Below are 15,574 nucleotides of genomic sequence, written 5' to 3'. Positions count from 1 at the left end.
CGCGCCGCCGGCACGCTCGCCGACCCGAAGCTGGGCAAAGCCCGCGGTGCCACGCTGCGCCGCAAGATCATCGCCGTTCCCGCTCGTTTCACACGACCGCAGCGAAAACCTGTGCTGCACTTGCCCGCTCACTGGCCTTGGGTCGCTGCCTGGCAGCAGTTGTGGAACTGCTTCGATCCACCGACATGGGCTGTGGGTGGTTCGCGCGCCTGCGGCGCGCGTGCCACAGGGTTTCGGGCGTGAGGTAGTCGCTGGATGCTCCTATGCTTGTCAAGTCGTCGTAGTTGGAGCTTGTTTATGTGGTTTGACCAGCGGGTGTGCTGGTGAGTGCGCGGTAGACCTCACGGGCAACGAACCGTTTGAGGCAGCGCATGATGTCCTTTTTGGACAGGCCTTCCGTAGTGCGGCGTTGGACGTAAGCGCGGGTGCGTTCGTCGAAACGCATGCGGGTGAGCACGATGGTGTGCAATGCGTTGTTCGCGGCCCGGTCGCCGCCGCGGTTGAGACGGTGGCGGTGTGTGCGGCCGGAGGAGGCCGGGATCGGAGCGACGCCGGCCAGGTGCGCAAAGGCGCCTTCGGATCGCATGCGTTCGGGGTTGTCCCCGGCCGAGACCAGCAGTTGACCTGCGGTCTCGGTGCCGACTCCGAACCGAGTCACCAGCGCCGGCGCCGCTCGCTCGACGAGGGGCGCGATCTGCGCGTCCAGCTCGGCGATCTCGTCGTCGAGAGACTGGTAGCGGCGAGCGAGTCGCCGCAGCACGGATCTGGTCGCCGTCAGCGGGTCGGACAGGTCCGCGTCGGGTCGTAACCGCGTCAGAGTCCGTATCAGCACGGTCCGGTCCATGCCCGCAACCTGCTCACGCAGCGTTGCTGGCGCCGAGACCAGCAGGCCGCGAATCTGGTTCACGGCCTGCGTACGGGCCTTGATCGCGCTGCGGCGTGCGATCCGAAGAACCCGCACCGCTTCGACCACGCCGTCGCGGCTCTTCGGGATGCCGGTGGCCCGGCCGGACAGCACCGCTGTCGCCGCGGCGTAGGCATCGATCGGATCCGACTTGCCCTGCATCCGCCGTGTCTTGCGGTCGGGTCGATCCACCTCGAGCACCGTGATGCCCGCGGCGGTCAGCACCCGGGCCAGCTCGGCTCCGTAGGTGCCGGTGCCTTCCACCCCCACCGCGACGAGAGCGCCGTGTGACCGGATCCAATCCAGCAGAGCACGGTAACCGCTCATGGTGGCGGGGAACTCCCGGTCAGCGAGGTGCCGTCCGATCGAGTCGATAACCGCGGCATGGTGGGTCTGGCCGTGGGTGTCGACTCCACCGGTGATCTGCGGAGTGGTGTGCGTCATGCTGGTCGTGTCCGTCCTTGCCGTTCCGAAGTGGGCACGCGCCGGCCGGGCGGGCGGACAAGACAGTGATGGGGCTCTACCAAGCTCCTATAAGGTCACGGGCGGCCGTCCGGTCGCGTGTCGGTGGGCTCCTCCGAGTGGATCGACGAATCCAGCGCAGGACAATCCGATGACGTCCGTCTGCCCATGAGTCAGATCCCTCGGAGAAGCCCTACACATCTTCACTGTCTGCCCAGCTTTTCCACTGTTGTTCCTGGTCGTAGGGGCGGTTTGCGTGTGTTCAGCAGGTCGAGAATGTGGCGGTGGTGGCGCGCCGTATTCGCCGAGATCTGACCAGCCTCATATGCCCGCCCCAACCCCTCCCTCGATTTCTCCAGATACCGCTTATACTTCGCCAACTCGTCGCGTTCGAGCGCTTTCTCCGCGACCTTTTCCGCATGCGTGACTTCCACCTGATGCAGCTCGATAGCCTTATCGGCTACCTTGTCGATGCCCTGCATCTGGACGGTGCGATGCGGTTTCTCCTCCGCTTTCGCGATCTGCAAGTCGGCCATCGTCTGAGCCGTTCCGGGATCCAGTCCCAACCCTGCAATGTTGCGTTCCGCTGCCGCTCGCTCCAGCCCGCGCACGTTCTTTATCCCCTCAGCGGCCCTGTCGTGGATTTCCACGACCTTCGCCGCAGTCATAGGCTGCCCTTGCTCACGCGACCGCTCCACCGCCTTTTCAGTCAAACCCAGATAACGGACGAGGGCGCGGTTCTTGACATCAATTCGCCGCGCGTCTTTCTCCCGTGCCTCCCGCTCCTGCGTCTCTTTCTCCCGAGCTGCTTTCTCTCGGGTCTCCTTTTCGCGGGCTGCTTTCTCCTGAGCGTCACGCTCTTTCTGCCGTACAAGCTCCCGGATCTTTTCCAACCGCACCCGTGCCCGCTGTGCGCGTTCGAGCACATACGGCTGAACCAACTCCAATTGTTGGGACTGAACCAGATCTCTGCCGACTGCGATAGCGCGGGTGGCATCCGCCCGCGACACCACCACGTGTTCGAAACGACCCCCGAAATCCCGTCTCATCTCGGCAAGGTCTTTCTCAGCCGACCGGGAAATTTTCTCGCCCTCTACGGTTTCCCACCGACTACGGGTCATCTGGCTTTTTTCGAGTGCGGAGCGCTCTCGATCCACTTGTTGGAATATCCTGTCGACCTGACCGGACTTCCGTTCCCGGCCCTCTACCCCCTTGCCATCACCTCGAGCAGAATCCAGGACTCGCGCACCTTGGTCCGTCTTAATCGCGAACTGTCGGACCCATCCGCGCGCTTGTGTTTCGCCAAGTAGGTGCGCGCGGCCAAGCTCGAAATACAGGCCACGCTCACCCACGGACAAATCTTTGCGGATACGGTCGTATTCATCAGGCATGTTCCCGCCCCCTGGGAAGTCGCCGAACTATTGACTTCGGGCCGGGCGTGCGTCGCTCATATTGTCCATCACCCTCCGCGCGCCGTCACGGGCGAAAAGGCTTTGCGTCATTGACTCGACACTGCGGTCGTCGTTACCGGTCACCGCCGGACTGAAATCGGCATACATGCCTTTGCTCCACTCCGGGCGATTAGTCCATGTCATGCCACGCTTGATATAGCAGGCGCCAACGAACCTCATCAACTGGTCGGCCCGATCATGATTCGCAGGGTCGCGGAAGGTGTCGAGATCGCCGAACTGTTCGCGCGCTTTCTCGAGAATCCGGATTGCATGCTTACCTTTCCACCACTCGCCCTCCATGGAATCCCCAACGGTTACGGTGATGAACTCTCGTACCTTGGATTCCATCAGCTCAGGATCGGCCCACGCAAGGTACGCCTCGGTTTTCTCGTCGAATTCAATTTCGAAACCCATTTGCTCGTCGGACATGACTGCCTGGTCCTTTCCTGGAATGCATGCTTATCAAGATCGGCGGGGCCTGGCTCGAGCCCGTCCCGCAGGTATGCCGCCAGTACCGTAGTACAAAACTAGCCTGTAGTTGCTACTTGAGCTGATGATATTCAGGGGTGAGATGTTGGATGTGCGCAATGGTCAGTTCATGCGCGCTGATGAGAATCCGGCCGTGGCGACAGTGCTGCAGCCACAGCCGCCTGCGGTGTGTCTACCTGGATTCCCATGTCTACGGGTTTGCCCTCGGCGTCTGTTATGCGCCATCCGCCAAGGGAAATTACTGGGACACCGCCGCGGCGATTAGCTAAGGCAAGTTCCGACAGGGTGCCAAACGATCCACCGATAACGATCGTTGCGTCCGCGGACCATACAAGGATCGCATTCCGTGCCTCACCCATATTCGTATACAGCACTGCTGATAGCCCGTCGCAGATGCGAGTCGGGTCGGTGTCCGGACGCACACCGATGACGAGTCCGCCGGCATTCGAAGCGCCCTCGGCGACTGCGGCCATGACGCCGGTTCCGCCGCCGCAGAGCACTGTCGCCCCAGCCTCTGCGAGGAGTCTGCCCACTTCGCGGGCATTCGCCGTGTCGGCGTCGGTGCATTGCCGGGGTCCGCAGACAGCGACCTGGATAGAGGGCGACACATCACTCCTTTTGTGCGGTGTAGGTGGTGAACAGGTTGATTCGGTCGGTGAGTTCGAGGGTGGCTCGTGCGCGTGGCCCGGTTATCGCCGCCAGCTCATCGGCGGTTTTGACAACGCGCTCGACGATGGGAGTGGTGCGCCGCTCGACCGGCAGCGCAAGAACGCGATCCATATGGGCTCCAGCAGCTTCCACGTCGCCGAGGCCCAAATGTGCTCGCGCGCTGTCGAGTTCAGCCGCCGCGATGAACTCCGGGGGTGAGCTATCGGTGAAAACGTCGAGGGCAGCCTCGGAGTGCTCGAGAGCCGTCTCGAAATGCTCTCGGCCACTGAGCGAAAGGTGAACCTCAGCCGCGTAGTAGCGAGCTTTGCCGGGATCGAAGTACATGACCCCCGGCTCGGCAGCTTGCGGACTAACCCGCCCCAGCGCGTCCAGGGCGATGTCGAGTGCCGCCAGCGCCGCCCGCTCATCACGACGGGCCGCTTGCGCTCGCGCCAGCTGGCTTGCCAGCCGTAGCCGTGTAGAGGGGTCGGTCATGTCGGTCAGGCCGTTCTCGGCGTACCTGGCGGCTTGCTTGTACTCGCCTGCCCAGTAGGCCACATTCGCCTGGACCCAGCGGATGTAAGCGCGAAGGTGCTGGTCTTCGGCGTAGTCGGCGGCAAGCCATGCCGTTCTCGCGTGGGTATCAGCATCGTACGATCGGCCCAGGTCAGCGCAGGCGTGCGCCATCAGTGCACAGACTTGCCCAGCGACCAGGTACAGGTCAGGGATGAACCGCGGACGTTGGCGAATGTCCAACAGGTCGAATACCTCGCGGCGCAGGCCGTTCAGGCGGGGGACCAGCTCGTATGGCGCTTTGACGAGGTAGTCGGCGGCTAGCGCGCGCACATCGGCGTGCAGCTGTTCGAGGACGTTCTCATCGACGCCGCCCGCGCCGCGCTTGATCCAGCGTGCGGAGTCGTCGGTGGACATAGCTATCTCCTGGGTCATCATCTCCAGCGTGCTCAACGCTGGTTCGGGTGGATGTTCGGCTTCCGGGGGCGCTGTAAGCGCCTCGAAACTTAGTTTCCACACCAGACGGGCAACGCGCCTTGACGCCGGTCGCGCCTCAGCTTCTCCCGACATCCACCTACGCAGTTGCCGGGCGGACAAGGTGGCGGACTCATCCGAGAGCCGGGCGACCTCGTTGAAGCGGGCGCACCACTCCGGCACGGTCCACGTGCTTTGGCGAATCAGCAGCTCTAGCACGGTGCGAGCATCGCTGTTCATAGCGTCCCCTCACACGGGTTTTTCGGGTCGACTCACGGTATCCCGGATCGGGGACCGCTAGTAGCGAGTGAACCGGTTAGGTCCGGGAAAAGTCCGTCTAATGGCCGAGAAATGGCCGGGTGCCGACATTGTGACGTCAGTGGTCTTCGCGTGAAGCTAATCACAGCGGCGTCCGGTGAACGGGGGAAGTCCATTGCACCCCGGCAGCGGCCGAACCAAGCGGGCGAGGTCGTCTTGAGTTTGGTCATATCCGATCTCGGATATGTACCGAGCCCCAAGGGGTTTCGTTACCTGACGCTGCCTACAGCCGACGAGCTAGATCACGTCGCTCATGACCAGGAGCTGGTGCGATGACAAACAGGATTGCGGAGGACACATCCGAGACTCGGTGTGCGTCCTGCCGTCAGTGGCGGGCAGCGCAACTGGTGATGGCCACACGGCTTGAGTTCCGGGTGCCCCTGTCCTTGGCTTGCCAGGTTCAACACGCGCGAGCGTGGGGGCAGGGGTGGTGATCGTGATGGCGCAACCCGGCGACGTGAGCACCGCCATGCAATGGAGAAGACCCACGGATCCGTTGTTGCCCTCGTCCGATGTGGTGTTGTGCCTGTTGCGTGGGCAACTGGATGCCACTGACGCGATCGCGGAACTGATACAGCGGCTCGGGTGTCTGTATCGCGAATTGATCACTATCGGTGCTGGCGAGGGCGATCGGGTGCGGGCGGAGATCGGTGCCACGAGGGTTGAGATCGATCGATCGGTGGCGGGCCGACTTCCCCGGCCGCGGCCTGGGGCGTTCAGGGTCATGCACTCGGTGGGGCGCGCGCTGAGCCTGCTGGTGGAGGCGTGGGAGTTCGCGTGGTGGGCACTGATGCACGATCCGACCGACGACCTGCAGGTTCTGCGGTCGTGGGATTACCTGGCCGAGATGGTCAACGGCTACGGCGAGTTCACTGAGCGGGTTTTCGCTGGCGGGATCGAGCTGCCGACGGCGTGGCCGGGGATCGAGCGGGAGGTGCGGTGTGATGACCTGTACCTCTGGTGAACCCCGCTGGTTGATGTCTCAGCCCATTCCATCCAGAGATGTTGCAGCTCTGCATCTTTCCGCTGAGATGGACAACAAGATCCATCCGCCGGCGGCGATCGGCTATGTCCGGTCCGATATTTCGGGTCCGCGCCAGAGTCTGGATGAGACCGAGATCCGCCGCCTGGCCGTGGACATCGGGTATCCCCTCGCTGGGATCGTCAGGCACGACGGCGGGAGCGTGGACTATCCGATGCTGCGGCTGCGTAATGCGGCCGCGAATGCGACCCGGGTGTATGGGGTGCATATTGCGGCCGTATTGACCCCGAGCCTGGCGCATCTGGGCGGAAATACAGACCCGATGGAGTGGTGCGACGAGGTATACACCGCGGACAGCGCGACGGCCTCGCCCTTTGCCGGACGGGGTGAGACGTAATGCATTGGGGACAAGCCATTTTCGTGATCGTAGTCGTAGTGGTTGTTGGCACAGTGCTCATCTTGGCTGTAGGGGCGGTGTCCAGGGTCAGGGCGGATGGCGCCGCCGACGGCCGGGTGAATGCCGCCGATCTTGTGGCGCGCCTGCGGCACGAGTACCGCGATGAGGTCGATGGCCACGACGCGCCGGAGAGGGCCTGACATGAGTGGAGCACTGGATCGCTTGTGGGAGTGTGGATTTGACCGCGACCCATCCGGTCACGCGCCGCTCGGCGTGGTTGTTCCTGACCGATGCGGCGCATGTGCAGCCGGGCCGGGGACGGTCGCGGCGGGCTGGACTCGGCCGCGTGCGGACGCTCCTTCTAATTCACCGCATGCTTCGACGAGGCTGGCTGGAGACCCGGTGGGAGCTGCGGCCGGGCCGGGATCCACTGCACCGGTATTTCCCGCTCACTGTGTCCGGCATCCGCAATCTGGCCTGGCCGGAGATCGCCAAGAAGGGGGAGCGGTGCGGTGTACGACCCCTGACGCCGGCACCGGAACGACGAGCCTGCGGTGCCGGCGGACGGTCAATTCTCCCTGCGGCGAGACCGGAGACATCCACGAAACACATTGCTGCACAACAATTGTCGACTGAATATCAGGACTGGAGAAAGTATATGCCACAGCAGGGAGCGTGCCCGGTGGCGCATGAGGGTCCGCGAGTGCCGTTGCATTCGCCGGAATTCGCGGCCGACCCGCATGGTGTGTATGCCGCGGCGCGGCGCGAGTATCCCTCGGTAGTGCCGATCGAGCTTGCACCCGGGGCGCCAGCAATGTTGGTGATCCGGTACAGCACCGCGCGGCGGATCCTGCACGACAACCGCTTCCCGGCTGATCCCACCGAGTGGGCACGACGAAATCCGGATAGCCCACTGTTCGAGATGCTCGGCCCGAGACAAAACGCGCTGCGCACCGCGGGCCGGGCGCACGACCGATATCGGGCGCCGTTGACGTCGTGTCTGGACACGGTGAACCTGTACCAGGTCGAGCGCGTGGTCAATGATCGTGCCGAGGCACTGATCAACACGGTGTGCGGGTCGGGTGCGATGGATGTGCGCGCCGATTATGCACTGCCGTTGGCATTTTCGGTGCTGGGTGAATTGATGGGGTTCCCGCCGGAAATAGCCGATCGGGCCTATACCGGGATGGCCGCGATCCTCGAGGGATCGCCGGACGCGGTCCAGGGCGGACAGGATTTCGCGGCCGCGATCGGTGAAGTGGTCGCATGGAAACGACAGTCGCCGGGTCGCGATCTCACCTCGCAGCTGATCGCGCATCCCGAGCGCCTGGACAACATGGAAGTGATCCAATCCGCGGCGCTACTGTTCGCCGCGGGCACCGAGCCGATGGCCAACTTGGTGATCAACACCGTGCGCCTGGCGTTGACCGACGACCGGTTCGCCGGGGGCGTGCTCGGCGGGAGTCTGCACCCCCGCGATGCGATCGATGAGGTGCTGTTCGACGATCCACCGCTGGGCAACTTCTGCGTCACCTACCCCCGCCAGGACATGTGGCTCGAGGACGAAAAGGTGTGGCTGCCCGCGCATCAGCCGGTGGTGATCAGCCTGTCCGCATGCAACACCGATCCTGCGATCACCGGTGCCGATCGCATCGGGAACCGGTCGCACCTGTCCTGGGGTGCCGGCCCGCATGCCTGCCCGGCCGAAGCCTTGGCGTTGCTCATCGTGGGCGGCATGCTCGATCAGCTGTTCGACGCTGTGCCGGACATGGAGCTGGCTGTGCCGGACAGCGAATTGTCATGGCGGCCTGGTGCTTTCCATCGAGCTCTGTGGTCGCTGCCGGTGGTGTTTCCCCCGTCCCCACCGATGATCCTGGCCACGTCGCCGCTGCCGGCCTCACTGAACCTGCCCAGATAAGGAGACGATCGATGATGAACGACCATGACCCGGAGGTGCTGGATCCGACCGGCGCCGACATCCACGGTGAAATAGCACGAATCCGCGAGCGCGGCCCGGCCACGCTCGTCGAGCTGCCCGGCGGAGTACCGGCGTGGCTGGTGACCGGCCATGGCGCGATACGTCGGCTGCTGACCGATGAACGGGTGTCCAAGGACCCCGCCGACTGGGCGGCCCTGGCCGCGGGGCACGTCCCGCCGGATTGGGTGATGAATGCGTGGATCCTCACACGCAACATGCTGGTAGGCCCGCGCGTCGACCATGCCCGGCTGCGCACGGCGGTCGCCCCGGCGTTCACCGTGCATCGCACCCGGGAGCTGCGCCCCAAGATCGAGGCCATCACCACCGAACTGCTCGACACAATCGCGGGCACCGCACCCGGGAACGTCGTGGATCTGCGGACACGATTCGCTCAGCCGCTACCGATCCGCGTCATCGCCGAGCTGATGGGGGTGCCGGACGAACTGGCAGCACCGCTGTGCCGGTACGCGGATGGCGTGCTCGATACCACCGCCACCCCCGAAGACCTCGCCGAGCATTACACGGGACTGATGGAGGTGGCCGCGGACGTGATCGCGCACAAACGCATCCAGCCTGGCGACGACCTGACCACCCTGCTGCTCACCGACACCACCGCACGACTGAGTCGGACCGAACTACTGGGCACCCTCACGCTGGTCGTTACCGCCGGGCACGAGACCACGGTGAACCTGCTGTGCCACGCGGTGATCACGCTGCTGACCAACCCGCAGCTGCGTGCCGACGTGATCGCCGGACGGGTCCTGTGGGTGGATTTCATCGAAGAATGCCTGCGCATCGAATCCCCGATCGCGAACATGCCGTTGCGGTTCACACTCGACGATATCGATCTCGGCGAGGGCATCGTGATCCCACGAGGCGAAGCGATCGTGCTGTCGTTCGCCGGCGCCAACCGTGACCCCGCGGTATTCGGCGCGAGCGCCGGAAAGTTCGACCCGAACCGAAACAGGCAAGAACACATGGCCTTCGGCCACGGCGCACACCATTGCATCGGTGCACCCCTGGCGCGACTCGAGGCGCGGGTCGCGCTCCCGGCCCTGCTGGCCCGGTTCCCGGACATACAGCTGGCCACTAGCCGCGCTGGACTCGGGCATCTGCCCAGCTTCGTCATGAATGGCCCCCTGGCCGTGCCGGTGACGCTGCACCCCTCCAGCAGCGCGCACCGCTGAGCCCCAATGGGCCTGCACACCGGCCCTTGCACCAACGATCGATCGAAAGGACCCGGATGACTACTGCTCTACCCGACACCACCACGCGGGGCGTGATCGTCGAGACCGCGGTGGTGGCTCGCTACACGAGCTGGGCGATCGTGACGATGTGCGGGGGCTGCGACTCGCACAAGGGTCCGTGCCCGGCTGCCGTGCGGGGCCCGTACGACACCGCCGCGCAGGCCGCACAAGCGGTGTCGGGAATAGAACGCGCCTGCACACCACACGTCGTGCCCTTCTGGCCCCCGCTGTGCAGTGCCCACGAAGAGGCACCGGCATGAAAAGAGACGAGCATCAATATCTGGTGAGATATGTGAAGCACCAAGGGTATTGGGATGTTCTCGTACCCGCGATCAACCGGTGGACCACAGTGCGGGATGCGGATCAGATCGCGGCCACCGCGCGGGAGATGCTCACCGAGCAGGGCGCGCAGAAGTTCGGAGTAACTATCGAGCCCACCGCGGCCGCCGGGCCCCAGGCATGCGACGGCACCGATCACGACGGACTCACTCGCTGGCACCCACCCCTCCGGCAGGATCGGCTTCCCCATCGGCCACAGCCTCGCCGATGCTAGAAAAACCGGCGTCACCGCCCCGGTTCGACATGATCACGCAACCAGCCCCCCACGGAGCTCAAGGCGAATTGATGTGCAGCAGAACAAACCTCACGACCCGGCCTGCGTGGGCTATCCGACGATTACGGCGCTGGCGCTGACTCCAGCGGGCGCCGGAGTGGTGTACCTCGACCTCGATCCCGCCCGGCCTCGCGACTTAGGAACTGCAGACGAGGATTTCGCCGTCGGCTACGCCTTTACGGCACCCGGCTGCTCGCCCGAGCAGTATGTGGCGGCGATCGATCGCCGGATGCTCGAATGCGACCTTCACGCGGAGGTGATCGCCGGGCACGGCCTGGCCGAAGATCTCGAGGCGGTGTGCAGCGCGGTCGACGGGGGCACGCTGGGTTACCTGCCGGACCTGGCGGCTCTGTGGCCCAAACGCCATCGCTCCCACCGGCCGGGCGAGACTCCCCGGCTGATCGACACCGCCGACGACCTCGCCAGCTCAGCACCGGATCTGCAGGTGACCTGCAAAAGAGCGAAACTATCCAGCTGGTACCTCGACCCCGCGCGCCAGGACTGGCGCGGATCGGTCACCCGGGCACTGGCATCAGCACTACTCGCGGCCGACTCCCTGGGCTGGTGCTCATGGCAGGCCCTGGATATCGATCCACTGATACCGGGGTAGTAGATCTGCTGCTGCCCCAGCGGGACCACCAACGCCGCCGCCGTTGGCCTGTGGACCACGAAGCCTGACCGAAACAATCTGGGACACAACAGATATCCAAGTCGTCAAATATTCCAACCCGCTTTTCCACGCTTCCCGTATTGCTCGAAATATCAAGGAGTGCACATGAACTCGCCGCTGAAGCCGACTTTCCTGGCCGATACCGATTGGGGGGATGATATCGACGACGCCCTCACCACGGCGCTGCTGGCACGCACGGTCGAGCAGGGCCAGTTGGCGGTGCTGACCGCCGACGAGACCGGTGATCACCGGGCCCGGGGCGTCGCCGAGCAGATGCGGCGGATGGGCCGTGCTGACGTGCCGGTGATCCGCGGCATCGACATCGGCGGTTGCGATCGCCGGCGATCCAGCATGGGCCTGGGTACCACGCCCCGCGCAGCCGATCCCGACATGATCGAGACCCTGACCGAGCTGTGCGAGACCAGCAGCGAACTGATCTGGATCGGGCAAGGCCCGATGACCAACCTGGCCGCCTTCCTCACCGTACGCCCGGATATGTGCGAGAAGATCCGGTTGACGCAGATGGGCGGCTGGCTGACCCACTACCGGGATCCCTTGCGGGCAAGCCCACAATTTCCGGGTAGACCCCGGCGCTGCGGGGTTGGTGCTGCGCACTTGCCGCTGGCCGCGGCTGGTGCTGTCCGAGCACACCGAATCACCGGAGATTCGGATCACCTCCGAGTCCGAGCTCTACCGCAAGCTCACCGAATCGACCGATGACTGGGCCGATCTGCTGGTCGCCGGATTCGATGAATGGTTCGCCTACCGCGCCACCCAAACCCACACCGCCTCCGACCAGGCCGGCGGGGTCGGCACCTGGCTGCACGACCCGCTGGCCGCATCCGCAGCGCTGAATCTCGGGTTCGTGCAGTTCCAGAGCGAACGAATCCGTATCGAAGCCGACGCGCGGATCTACCAGGACCCTGCCGGGCGCGAGATAGAGGTGTCCGCCAGCGTCGACTATCCAGCGTTCATGGACTGGGTGGTCACCACCCTGGCCCTGTAAGCGGGCGGGAGAAGGCGAATGATCGACTTCTTCATCCGTGATTGGGAGCCCAGCGTCGTCGGGTACTACCGCAAGGCGTACATGGGCTGCGCGTACGTATGGCAGACCGGCGCATCCGAGACCTTCGAGTGGTCCGTGGGCTGCGGCGAAGACCGAGCGACACGAGCCCATGGCTACAGCACGTCACTCGATGACGCCAAAGCTGTAGCCTCGGCGGTGTTTCGGGCGCTGGCCGCGCTTCGACAAGAGGCAGGGCCGCAGGCATTACCCGTTGTGTGCAGTGTGGCGCCCGCCGAACTTGCCGCCGTCGGGAGGATCCGCGACCACCGGCAGGTCCTCACAGACGTCCCGATGAAATCGAACAGCGACTACGCCGATCTTAGCGAACTGGCGCACGCGGACATGACCACCTTGTCCGCGATGCTCGATGGACGACGGCCGGCAGCGACGACTTCGTCCGATCCGGTGACGGTCGAGCCGACCACCAGGCGCCTCCATGAATTCTTCGATGCAACCGGCGGAATTCCCATACGCCGGGTATCGGTATGTGAATGCACCCCTGCCGATGGTGCACCAGACACACCGCCGCACTGCCCTTTCTTGGCGGTTGCCGCCCCCTCCGCGCCTTCGCAGGACCGGTCGTGATGACCGGGGCCAGGAGGGATTATCTGGACCCGGTCACGCTGCCGCACGTGATGTCCAACGTGGGCATCTGCACCGCAGATCCAGGAGAACTGACTCCCGAGCAAGCGCGACGGGAGCACGAGCTGCATAAGCACTGCTCACCGGAGTGCCGGGTCCGCATGCGGAGTGAACAATACCTGCGCGCAGAGGATATACCGGGACAGCAACCGACCCGACCAATCGCAATTCCGTGTCTATGCAAAGAGATTCGCCGCGACAATGACGAGAGCGACATGCGCCTACTGGGCCAACGCCTCGGCTACGACGTCGATGAGCAGCTCGTTGTACTCGACCCGGACAAAGAATGGCCACTGACAACGATCGTCCGGGCGCTACAAGACAGGCCCGGGGCGGCCATCCTCGTGCCCGACCTAGACCACGTCGACGGACTTGACCGGGAAGTCCAGTTGATCGCCGACCTGATCACCGTCGCTGAGGAACGCGTGCTGCCGCATGCCCCCTTCCGAGATAAGGAGGGCAATGGGTAGCGTGCCGGACCGCTCGTGGCGGACGCGGATTGTATGGGCGCGACTCATCAGACCGACTCGTTCTCGGCAATGTCATCCCGGGCCATGCTCCACATGACCTCGTCAGTACGTCCCCGGCCCGTACGATCCTGCGCGCAGCGCTGCTGCTGGCCACGGTGGACACCTGGATCGTGCCGGACATAGTGGGTACCGACCACGGGGACTCTGGCTCGGAAGTGTTGTGGGACTTGGGAATCTTCGACATCGCCGACACCGTGCGGGTGATACTGATCGACCGGATCAACCACGCCGCCCAGACCCCGGCGCTGGGCCCGGCTGTGGACCTGGTGGCGCGGGCGTGGTGGGACTACCGGCGCACCACCCGCTACAGCGACTCGCCCCGGTATAGCCGCCAGCACGAACAGGCCACCGCCAGGATGATCGCCGCGCGGGCAGCCTATACCCGCCTGCGCCGCGACGTTACCGCCAGCCGGGCCGCGACCTCGTTCGCGCACGGAGGCGGAGTCGTGTGGTGACCAGTAACGGTCGCGGGTGCGGCGGGCTCGGTGGTTTGCTACGGCGCAGGCTGGAACTCGCCTTCGCCGGTTCGGTCGAGGTGAGAGCGTGAAAGTGATTGATACGCAATGTATTAGCTGTTCAGGAGTTGACGACACAATGCCAAATATTGATCGTGACCGGGGTGGATGGCCGAGCGTGCAAGCGGTCATCACTGTGGCTGCAGCTGCAGTGATCGGCGGGCCGATACATCTCGAAGCCCACCCGGTATTGGGTGTGATCGCGGAGCTGGCGGCGGTCATCCAGGGCCGTGTCGTGGACGCGATCCACGCAGACGCGCCCGGATCAGTCGCCATCCCCCAGGGTTCGGATTGCGGCAATCGGGTCGACGCCGGCGCCGGGGAGGCGAAGCTGATCGGTCGGATCCGGGATATGGCAAGCCGCGCCGACGCGGCCGCCGGGCTCGGTACGTTAACCGTTGATCTGGTGTATTGGACGGTCACCGCGCAGCCCGCCACGGCCGTGCAGCTCGGCGCTGCGGCGGCACGGTACGCCGAGGAGTGGGCGCGATGGCCGCACCGGTAGCCGAGCCTGCCTCCACGGGGCCCGAACGGTCGGCCGTCGTCGGGGCGCAGCTGGGCAAAGCGGTTGCGGCCGAACCGGGTTGCCTGTTTTGCCATCCGGGAAATCCGGAGATGAACGCGGTCGCTGGTGGCACGGTGTACGCGCGGTGGGACAACTTCCCCGCGGCCCCGGGGCATCTCGAGATCGTCCCTTTCCGGCATGTCCTGTCGTTCTTCGACCTCACCGACCAGGAGGCGCGGGACCTGCACTACTTGGCGCGCACCATGCGTAGCCGCCTCGAACAGCTGTTCCGGCCCGACGGCTACACCCTCGGCGTCAACGACGGCACCGCTGCAGGACGCAGCGTGCCGCACCTGCACATCATCCCCCGCTTTTACGGCGACGTTCCCGATCCACGCGGCGGGATCCGTCGCATCATGCCCGACTGCGAACCCGACGCCTGGCGCTGAACCGAAACCCTCTGACCGAATATTCGAAGGATTTCCATGCTCCCCTCCCCTCCGGCCAGCTCCGATGGAACTCTCCCCGCATCCACACCCCGACCCATCCGAGCGGTCGTGTTCGATTGGCGCGGCACGCTGGTCTCTGAACTCACCGCCGAAGGCTGGGCACGTGAGGCCCTACGGCGGGCCGGGCGAGACCACGACCACGACGCGGCTACAAGGCTGGTGCGGACAATCCGGCATGCAGCCGGAGAGCCCAACCGCCTGCAATCCCCGCACGGCAACATCAGCGCCGACCAGCACCGCCAGACGTACTACTCGGTGTTCGCTGACGCGAAGCTGGACACCGATGTTGCCGACGCCCTGTGGGACGTGGACTCGGATCCCGGCTACAACATGCTCGCCGTAGACGCCGCGGCCACACTCCACACCCTCGCGGAAAAGGGCTGCAAGATAGGCATTCTCAGCAACATTCACTTCGACATTCGCCCCACCTTCGACGCAGAGCTACTGGACCTGATCGACACCTTCGTGCTGTCCGGCGAGCAGGGCGTCCAGAAGCCCGACCCCACGATCTTTCGGCTGGTACTCGACCAACTGGGCACCCCGGCCGCGCAGACCCTCATGGTCGGAGACCGCCCGACTCGCGACGGAGTGGCAGTTGAGGTCGGAATGCCGACGCTGCTCGTTCCCCCGCGCTGACGAATCTCGATCCCGAGCAGCGCCG

General features: G+C 64.8%; 21 protein-coding genes and 1 pseudogene. 17 read left to right on the top strand and 5 right to left on the bottom strand.

The genetic code is table 11. From position 1 onward, the window contains the following. A pseudogene (locus ABH933_RS44650) lies at positions 1-243 on the top strand (hypothetical protein); the annotation flags it as partial. Between the two features lie 52 nt (positions 244-295). Here the strand turns inward: ABH933_RS44650 and ABH933_RS44645 are convergent. From ABH933_RS44645 to ABH933_RS44625, 5 genes are all read right to left on the bottom strand, one after another. Then, positions 296-1,348 (bottom strand): IS110 family transposase, encoded by a 1,053-nt coding sequence (locus ABH933_RS44645; RefSeq protein WP_429429025.1) that lies wholly within the window; start codon positions 1,346-1,348, stop codon positions 296-298. Between the two features lie 221 nt (positions 1,349-1,569). Continuing rightward, on the bottom strand, positions 1,570-2,757 hold the full coding sequence (locus ABH933_RS44640) for a hypothetical protein (RefSeq protein ID WP_429429027.1): 1,188 nt from the start codon (positions 2,755-2,757) through the stop codon (positions 1,570-1,572). 27 nt (positions 2,758-2,784) lie between these two features. Further along, a complete protein-coding gene (locus tag ABH933_RS44635; protein ID WP_429429029.1) occupies positions 2,785-3,246 on the bottom strand; it encodes a hypothetical protein in 462 nt (153 codons plus the stop codon). A gap of 167 nt (positions 3,247-3,413) precedes the next feature. Next, complete coding sequence (locus ABH933_RS44630; protein WP_429429031.1) at positions 3,414-3,914, bottom strand: LOG family protein; 501 nt, start codon at positions 3,912-3,914, stop codon at positions 3,414-3,416. Position 3,915: 1 nt separating this feature from the next. Next, on the bottom strand, positions 3,916-5,181 hold the full coding sequence (locus ABH933_RS44625) for a hypothetical protein (RefSeq protein WP_429429033.1): 1,266 nt from the start codon (positions 5,179-5,181) through the stop codon (positions 3,916-3,918). Positions 5,182-5,695: 514 nt separating this feature from the next. Here ABH933_RS44625 and ABH933_RS44620 point away from each other — a divergent pair. The 16 genes from ABH933_RS44620 (at position 5,696) to ABH933_RS44545 (ending at position 15,549) form a co-directional block, all read left to right on the top strand. After that, a complete protein-coding gene (locus ABH933_RS44620; protein WP_429429035.1) occupies positions 5,696-6,223 on the top strand; it encodes a hypothetical protein in 528 nt (175 codons plus the stop codon). 67 nt (positions 6,224-6,290) lie between these two features. Then, the gene (locus ABH933_RS44615; protein WP_429429037.1) at positions 6,291-6,638 is read left to right on the top strand and encodes a hypothetical protein; all 348 of its coding nucleotides are present in this window, start codon (positions 6,291-6,293) and stop codon (positions 6,636-6,638) included. Between the two features lie 62 nt (positions 6,639-6,700). Then, entirely contained in the window at positions 6,701-6,838 is a 138-nt protein-coding gene (locus ABH933_RS44610; protein ID WP_429429039.1) for a hypothetical protein, read from the top strand. 38 nt (positions 6,839-6,876) lie between these two features. Continuing rightward, entirely contained in the window at positions 6,877-8,556 is a 1,680-nt protein-coding gene (locus ABH933_RS44605; protein ID WP_429429041.1) for a cytochrome P450, read from the top strand. Between the two features lie 11 nt (positions 8,557-8,567). Continuing rightward, a complete protein-coding gene (locus tag ABH933_RS44600; RefSeq protein WP_429429043.1) occupies positions 8,568-9,803 on the top strand; it encodes a cytochrome P450 family protein in 1,236 nt (411 codons plus the stop codon). A gap of 56 nt (positions 9,804-9,859) precedes the next feature. Then, the gene (locus ABH933_RS44595) at positions 9,860-10,123 is read left to right on the top strand and encodes a hypothetical protein (RefSeq protein WP_429429045.1); all 264 of its coding nucleotides are present in this window, start codon (positions 9,860-9,862) and stop codon (positions 10,121-10,123) included. Beyond that, entirely contained in the window at positions 10,120-10,416 is a 297-nt protein-coding gene (locus ABH933_RS44590; protein ID WP_429429047.1) for a hypothetical protein, read from the top strand. Before ABH933_RS44595 ends, ABH933_RS44590 begins: the two co-directional genes overlap by 4 nt. 73 nt (positions 10,417-10,489) lie before the next feature. After that, on the top strand, positions 10,490-11,086 hold the full coding sequence (locus tag ABH933_RS44585) for a hypothetical protein (RefSeq protein ID WP_429429049.1): 597 nt from the start codon (positions 10,490-10,492) through the stop codon (positions 11,084-11,086). A 165-nt stretch (positions 11,087-11,251) separates the two neighbouring features. Continuing rightward, on the top strand, positions 11,252-11,866 hold the full coding sequence (locus ABH933_RS44580; RefSeq protein ID WP_429429051.1) for a nucleoside hydrolase: 615 nt from the start codon (positions 11,252-11,254) through the stop codon (positions 11,864-11,866). Next, on the top strand, positions 11,781-12,152 hold the full coding sequence (locus ABH933_RS44575; protein WP_429429053.1) for a hypothetical protein: 372 nt from the start codon (positions 11,781-11,783) through the stop codon (positions 12,150-12,152). Before ABH933_RS44580 ends, ABH933_RS44575 begins: the two co-directional genes overlap by 86 nt. An 18-nt stretch (positions 12,153-12,170) precedes the next feature. Further along, positions 12,171-12,797, top strand: a complete 627-nt coding sequence (locus ABH933_RS44570; protein ID WP_429429055.1) for a hypothetical protein — start codon at positions 12,171-12,173, stop codon at positions 12,795-12,797. Then, on the top strand, positions 12,794-13,324 hold the full coding sequence (locus ABH933_RS44565; protein WP_429429056.1) for a hypothetical protein: 531 nt from the start codon (positions 12,794-12,796) through the stop codon (positions 13,322-13,324). Before ABH933_RS44570 ends, ABH933_RS44565 begins: the two co-directional genes overlap by 4 nt. 155 nt (positions 13,325-13,479) lie before the next feature. Continuing rightward, entirely contained in the window at positions 13,480-13,839 is a 360-nt protein-coding gene (locus ABH933_RS44560; RefSeq protein WP_429455323.1) for a hypothetical protein, read from the top strand. An 88-nt stretch (positions 13,840-13,927) separates the two neighbouring features. Continuing rightward, positions 13,928-14,404, top strand: a complete 477-nt coding sequence (locus tag ABH933_RS44555) for a hypothetical protein (protein WP_429429060.1) — start codon at positions 13,928-13,930, stop codon at positions 14,402-14,404. Next, positions 14,389-14,853 carry an HIT family protein gene (locus ABH933_RS44550; RefSeq protein ID WP_429429062.1) on the top strand — a complete coding sequence of 155 codons (465 nt, stop codon included), beginning with the start codon at positions 14,389-14,391 and terminating at the stop codon, positions 14,851-14,853. Before ABH933_RS44555 ends, ABH933_RS44550 begins: the two co-directional genes overlap by 16 nt. Before the next feature lie 108 nt (positions 14,854-14,961). Further along, positions 14,962-15,549 carry an HAD family hydrolase gene (locus ABH933_RS44545; RefSeq protein WP_429429064.1) on the top strand — a complete coding sequence of 196 codons (588 nt, stop codon included), beginning with the start codon at positions 14,962-14,964 and terminating at the stop codon, positions 15,547-15,549. The last annotated feature ends 25 nt before the right edge of the window (positions 15,550-15,574 follow it).

Source organism: Nocardia sp. GP40, assembly GCF_050434125.1.
Lineage (GTDB): Bacteria > Actinomycetota > Actinomycetes > Mycobacteriales > Mycobacteriaceae > Nocardia > Nocardia albiluteola.
This window is presented reverse-complemented; position numbering and strand designations above follow the sequence as displayed.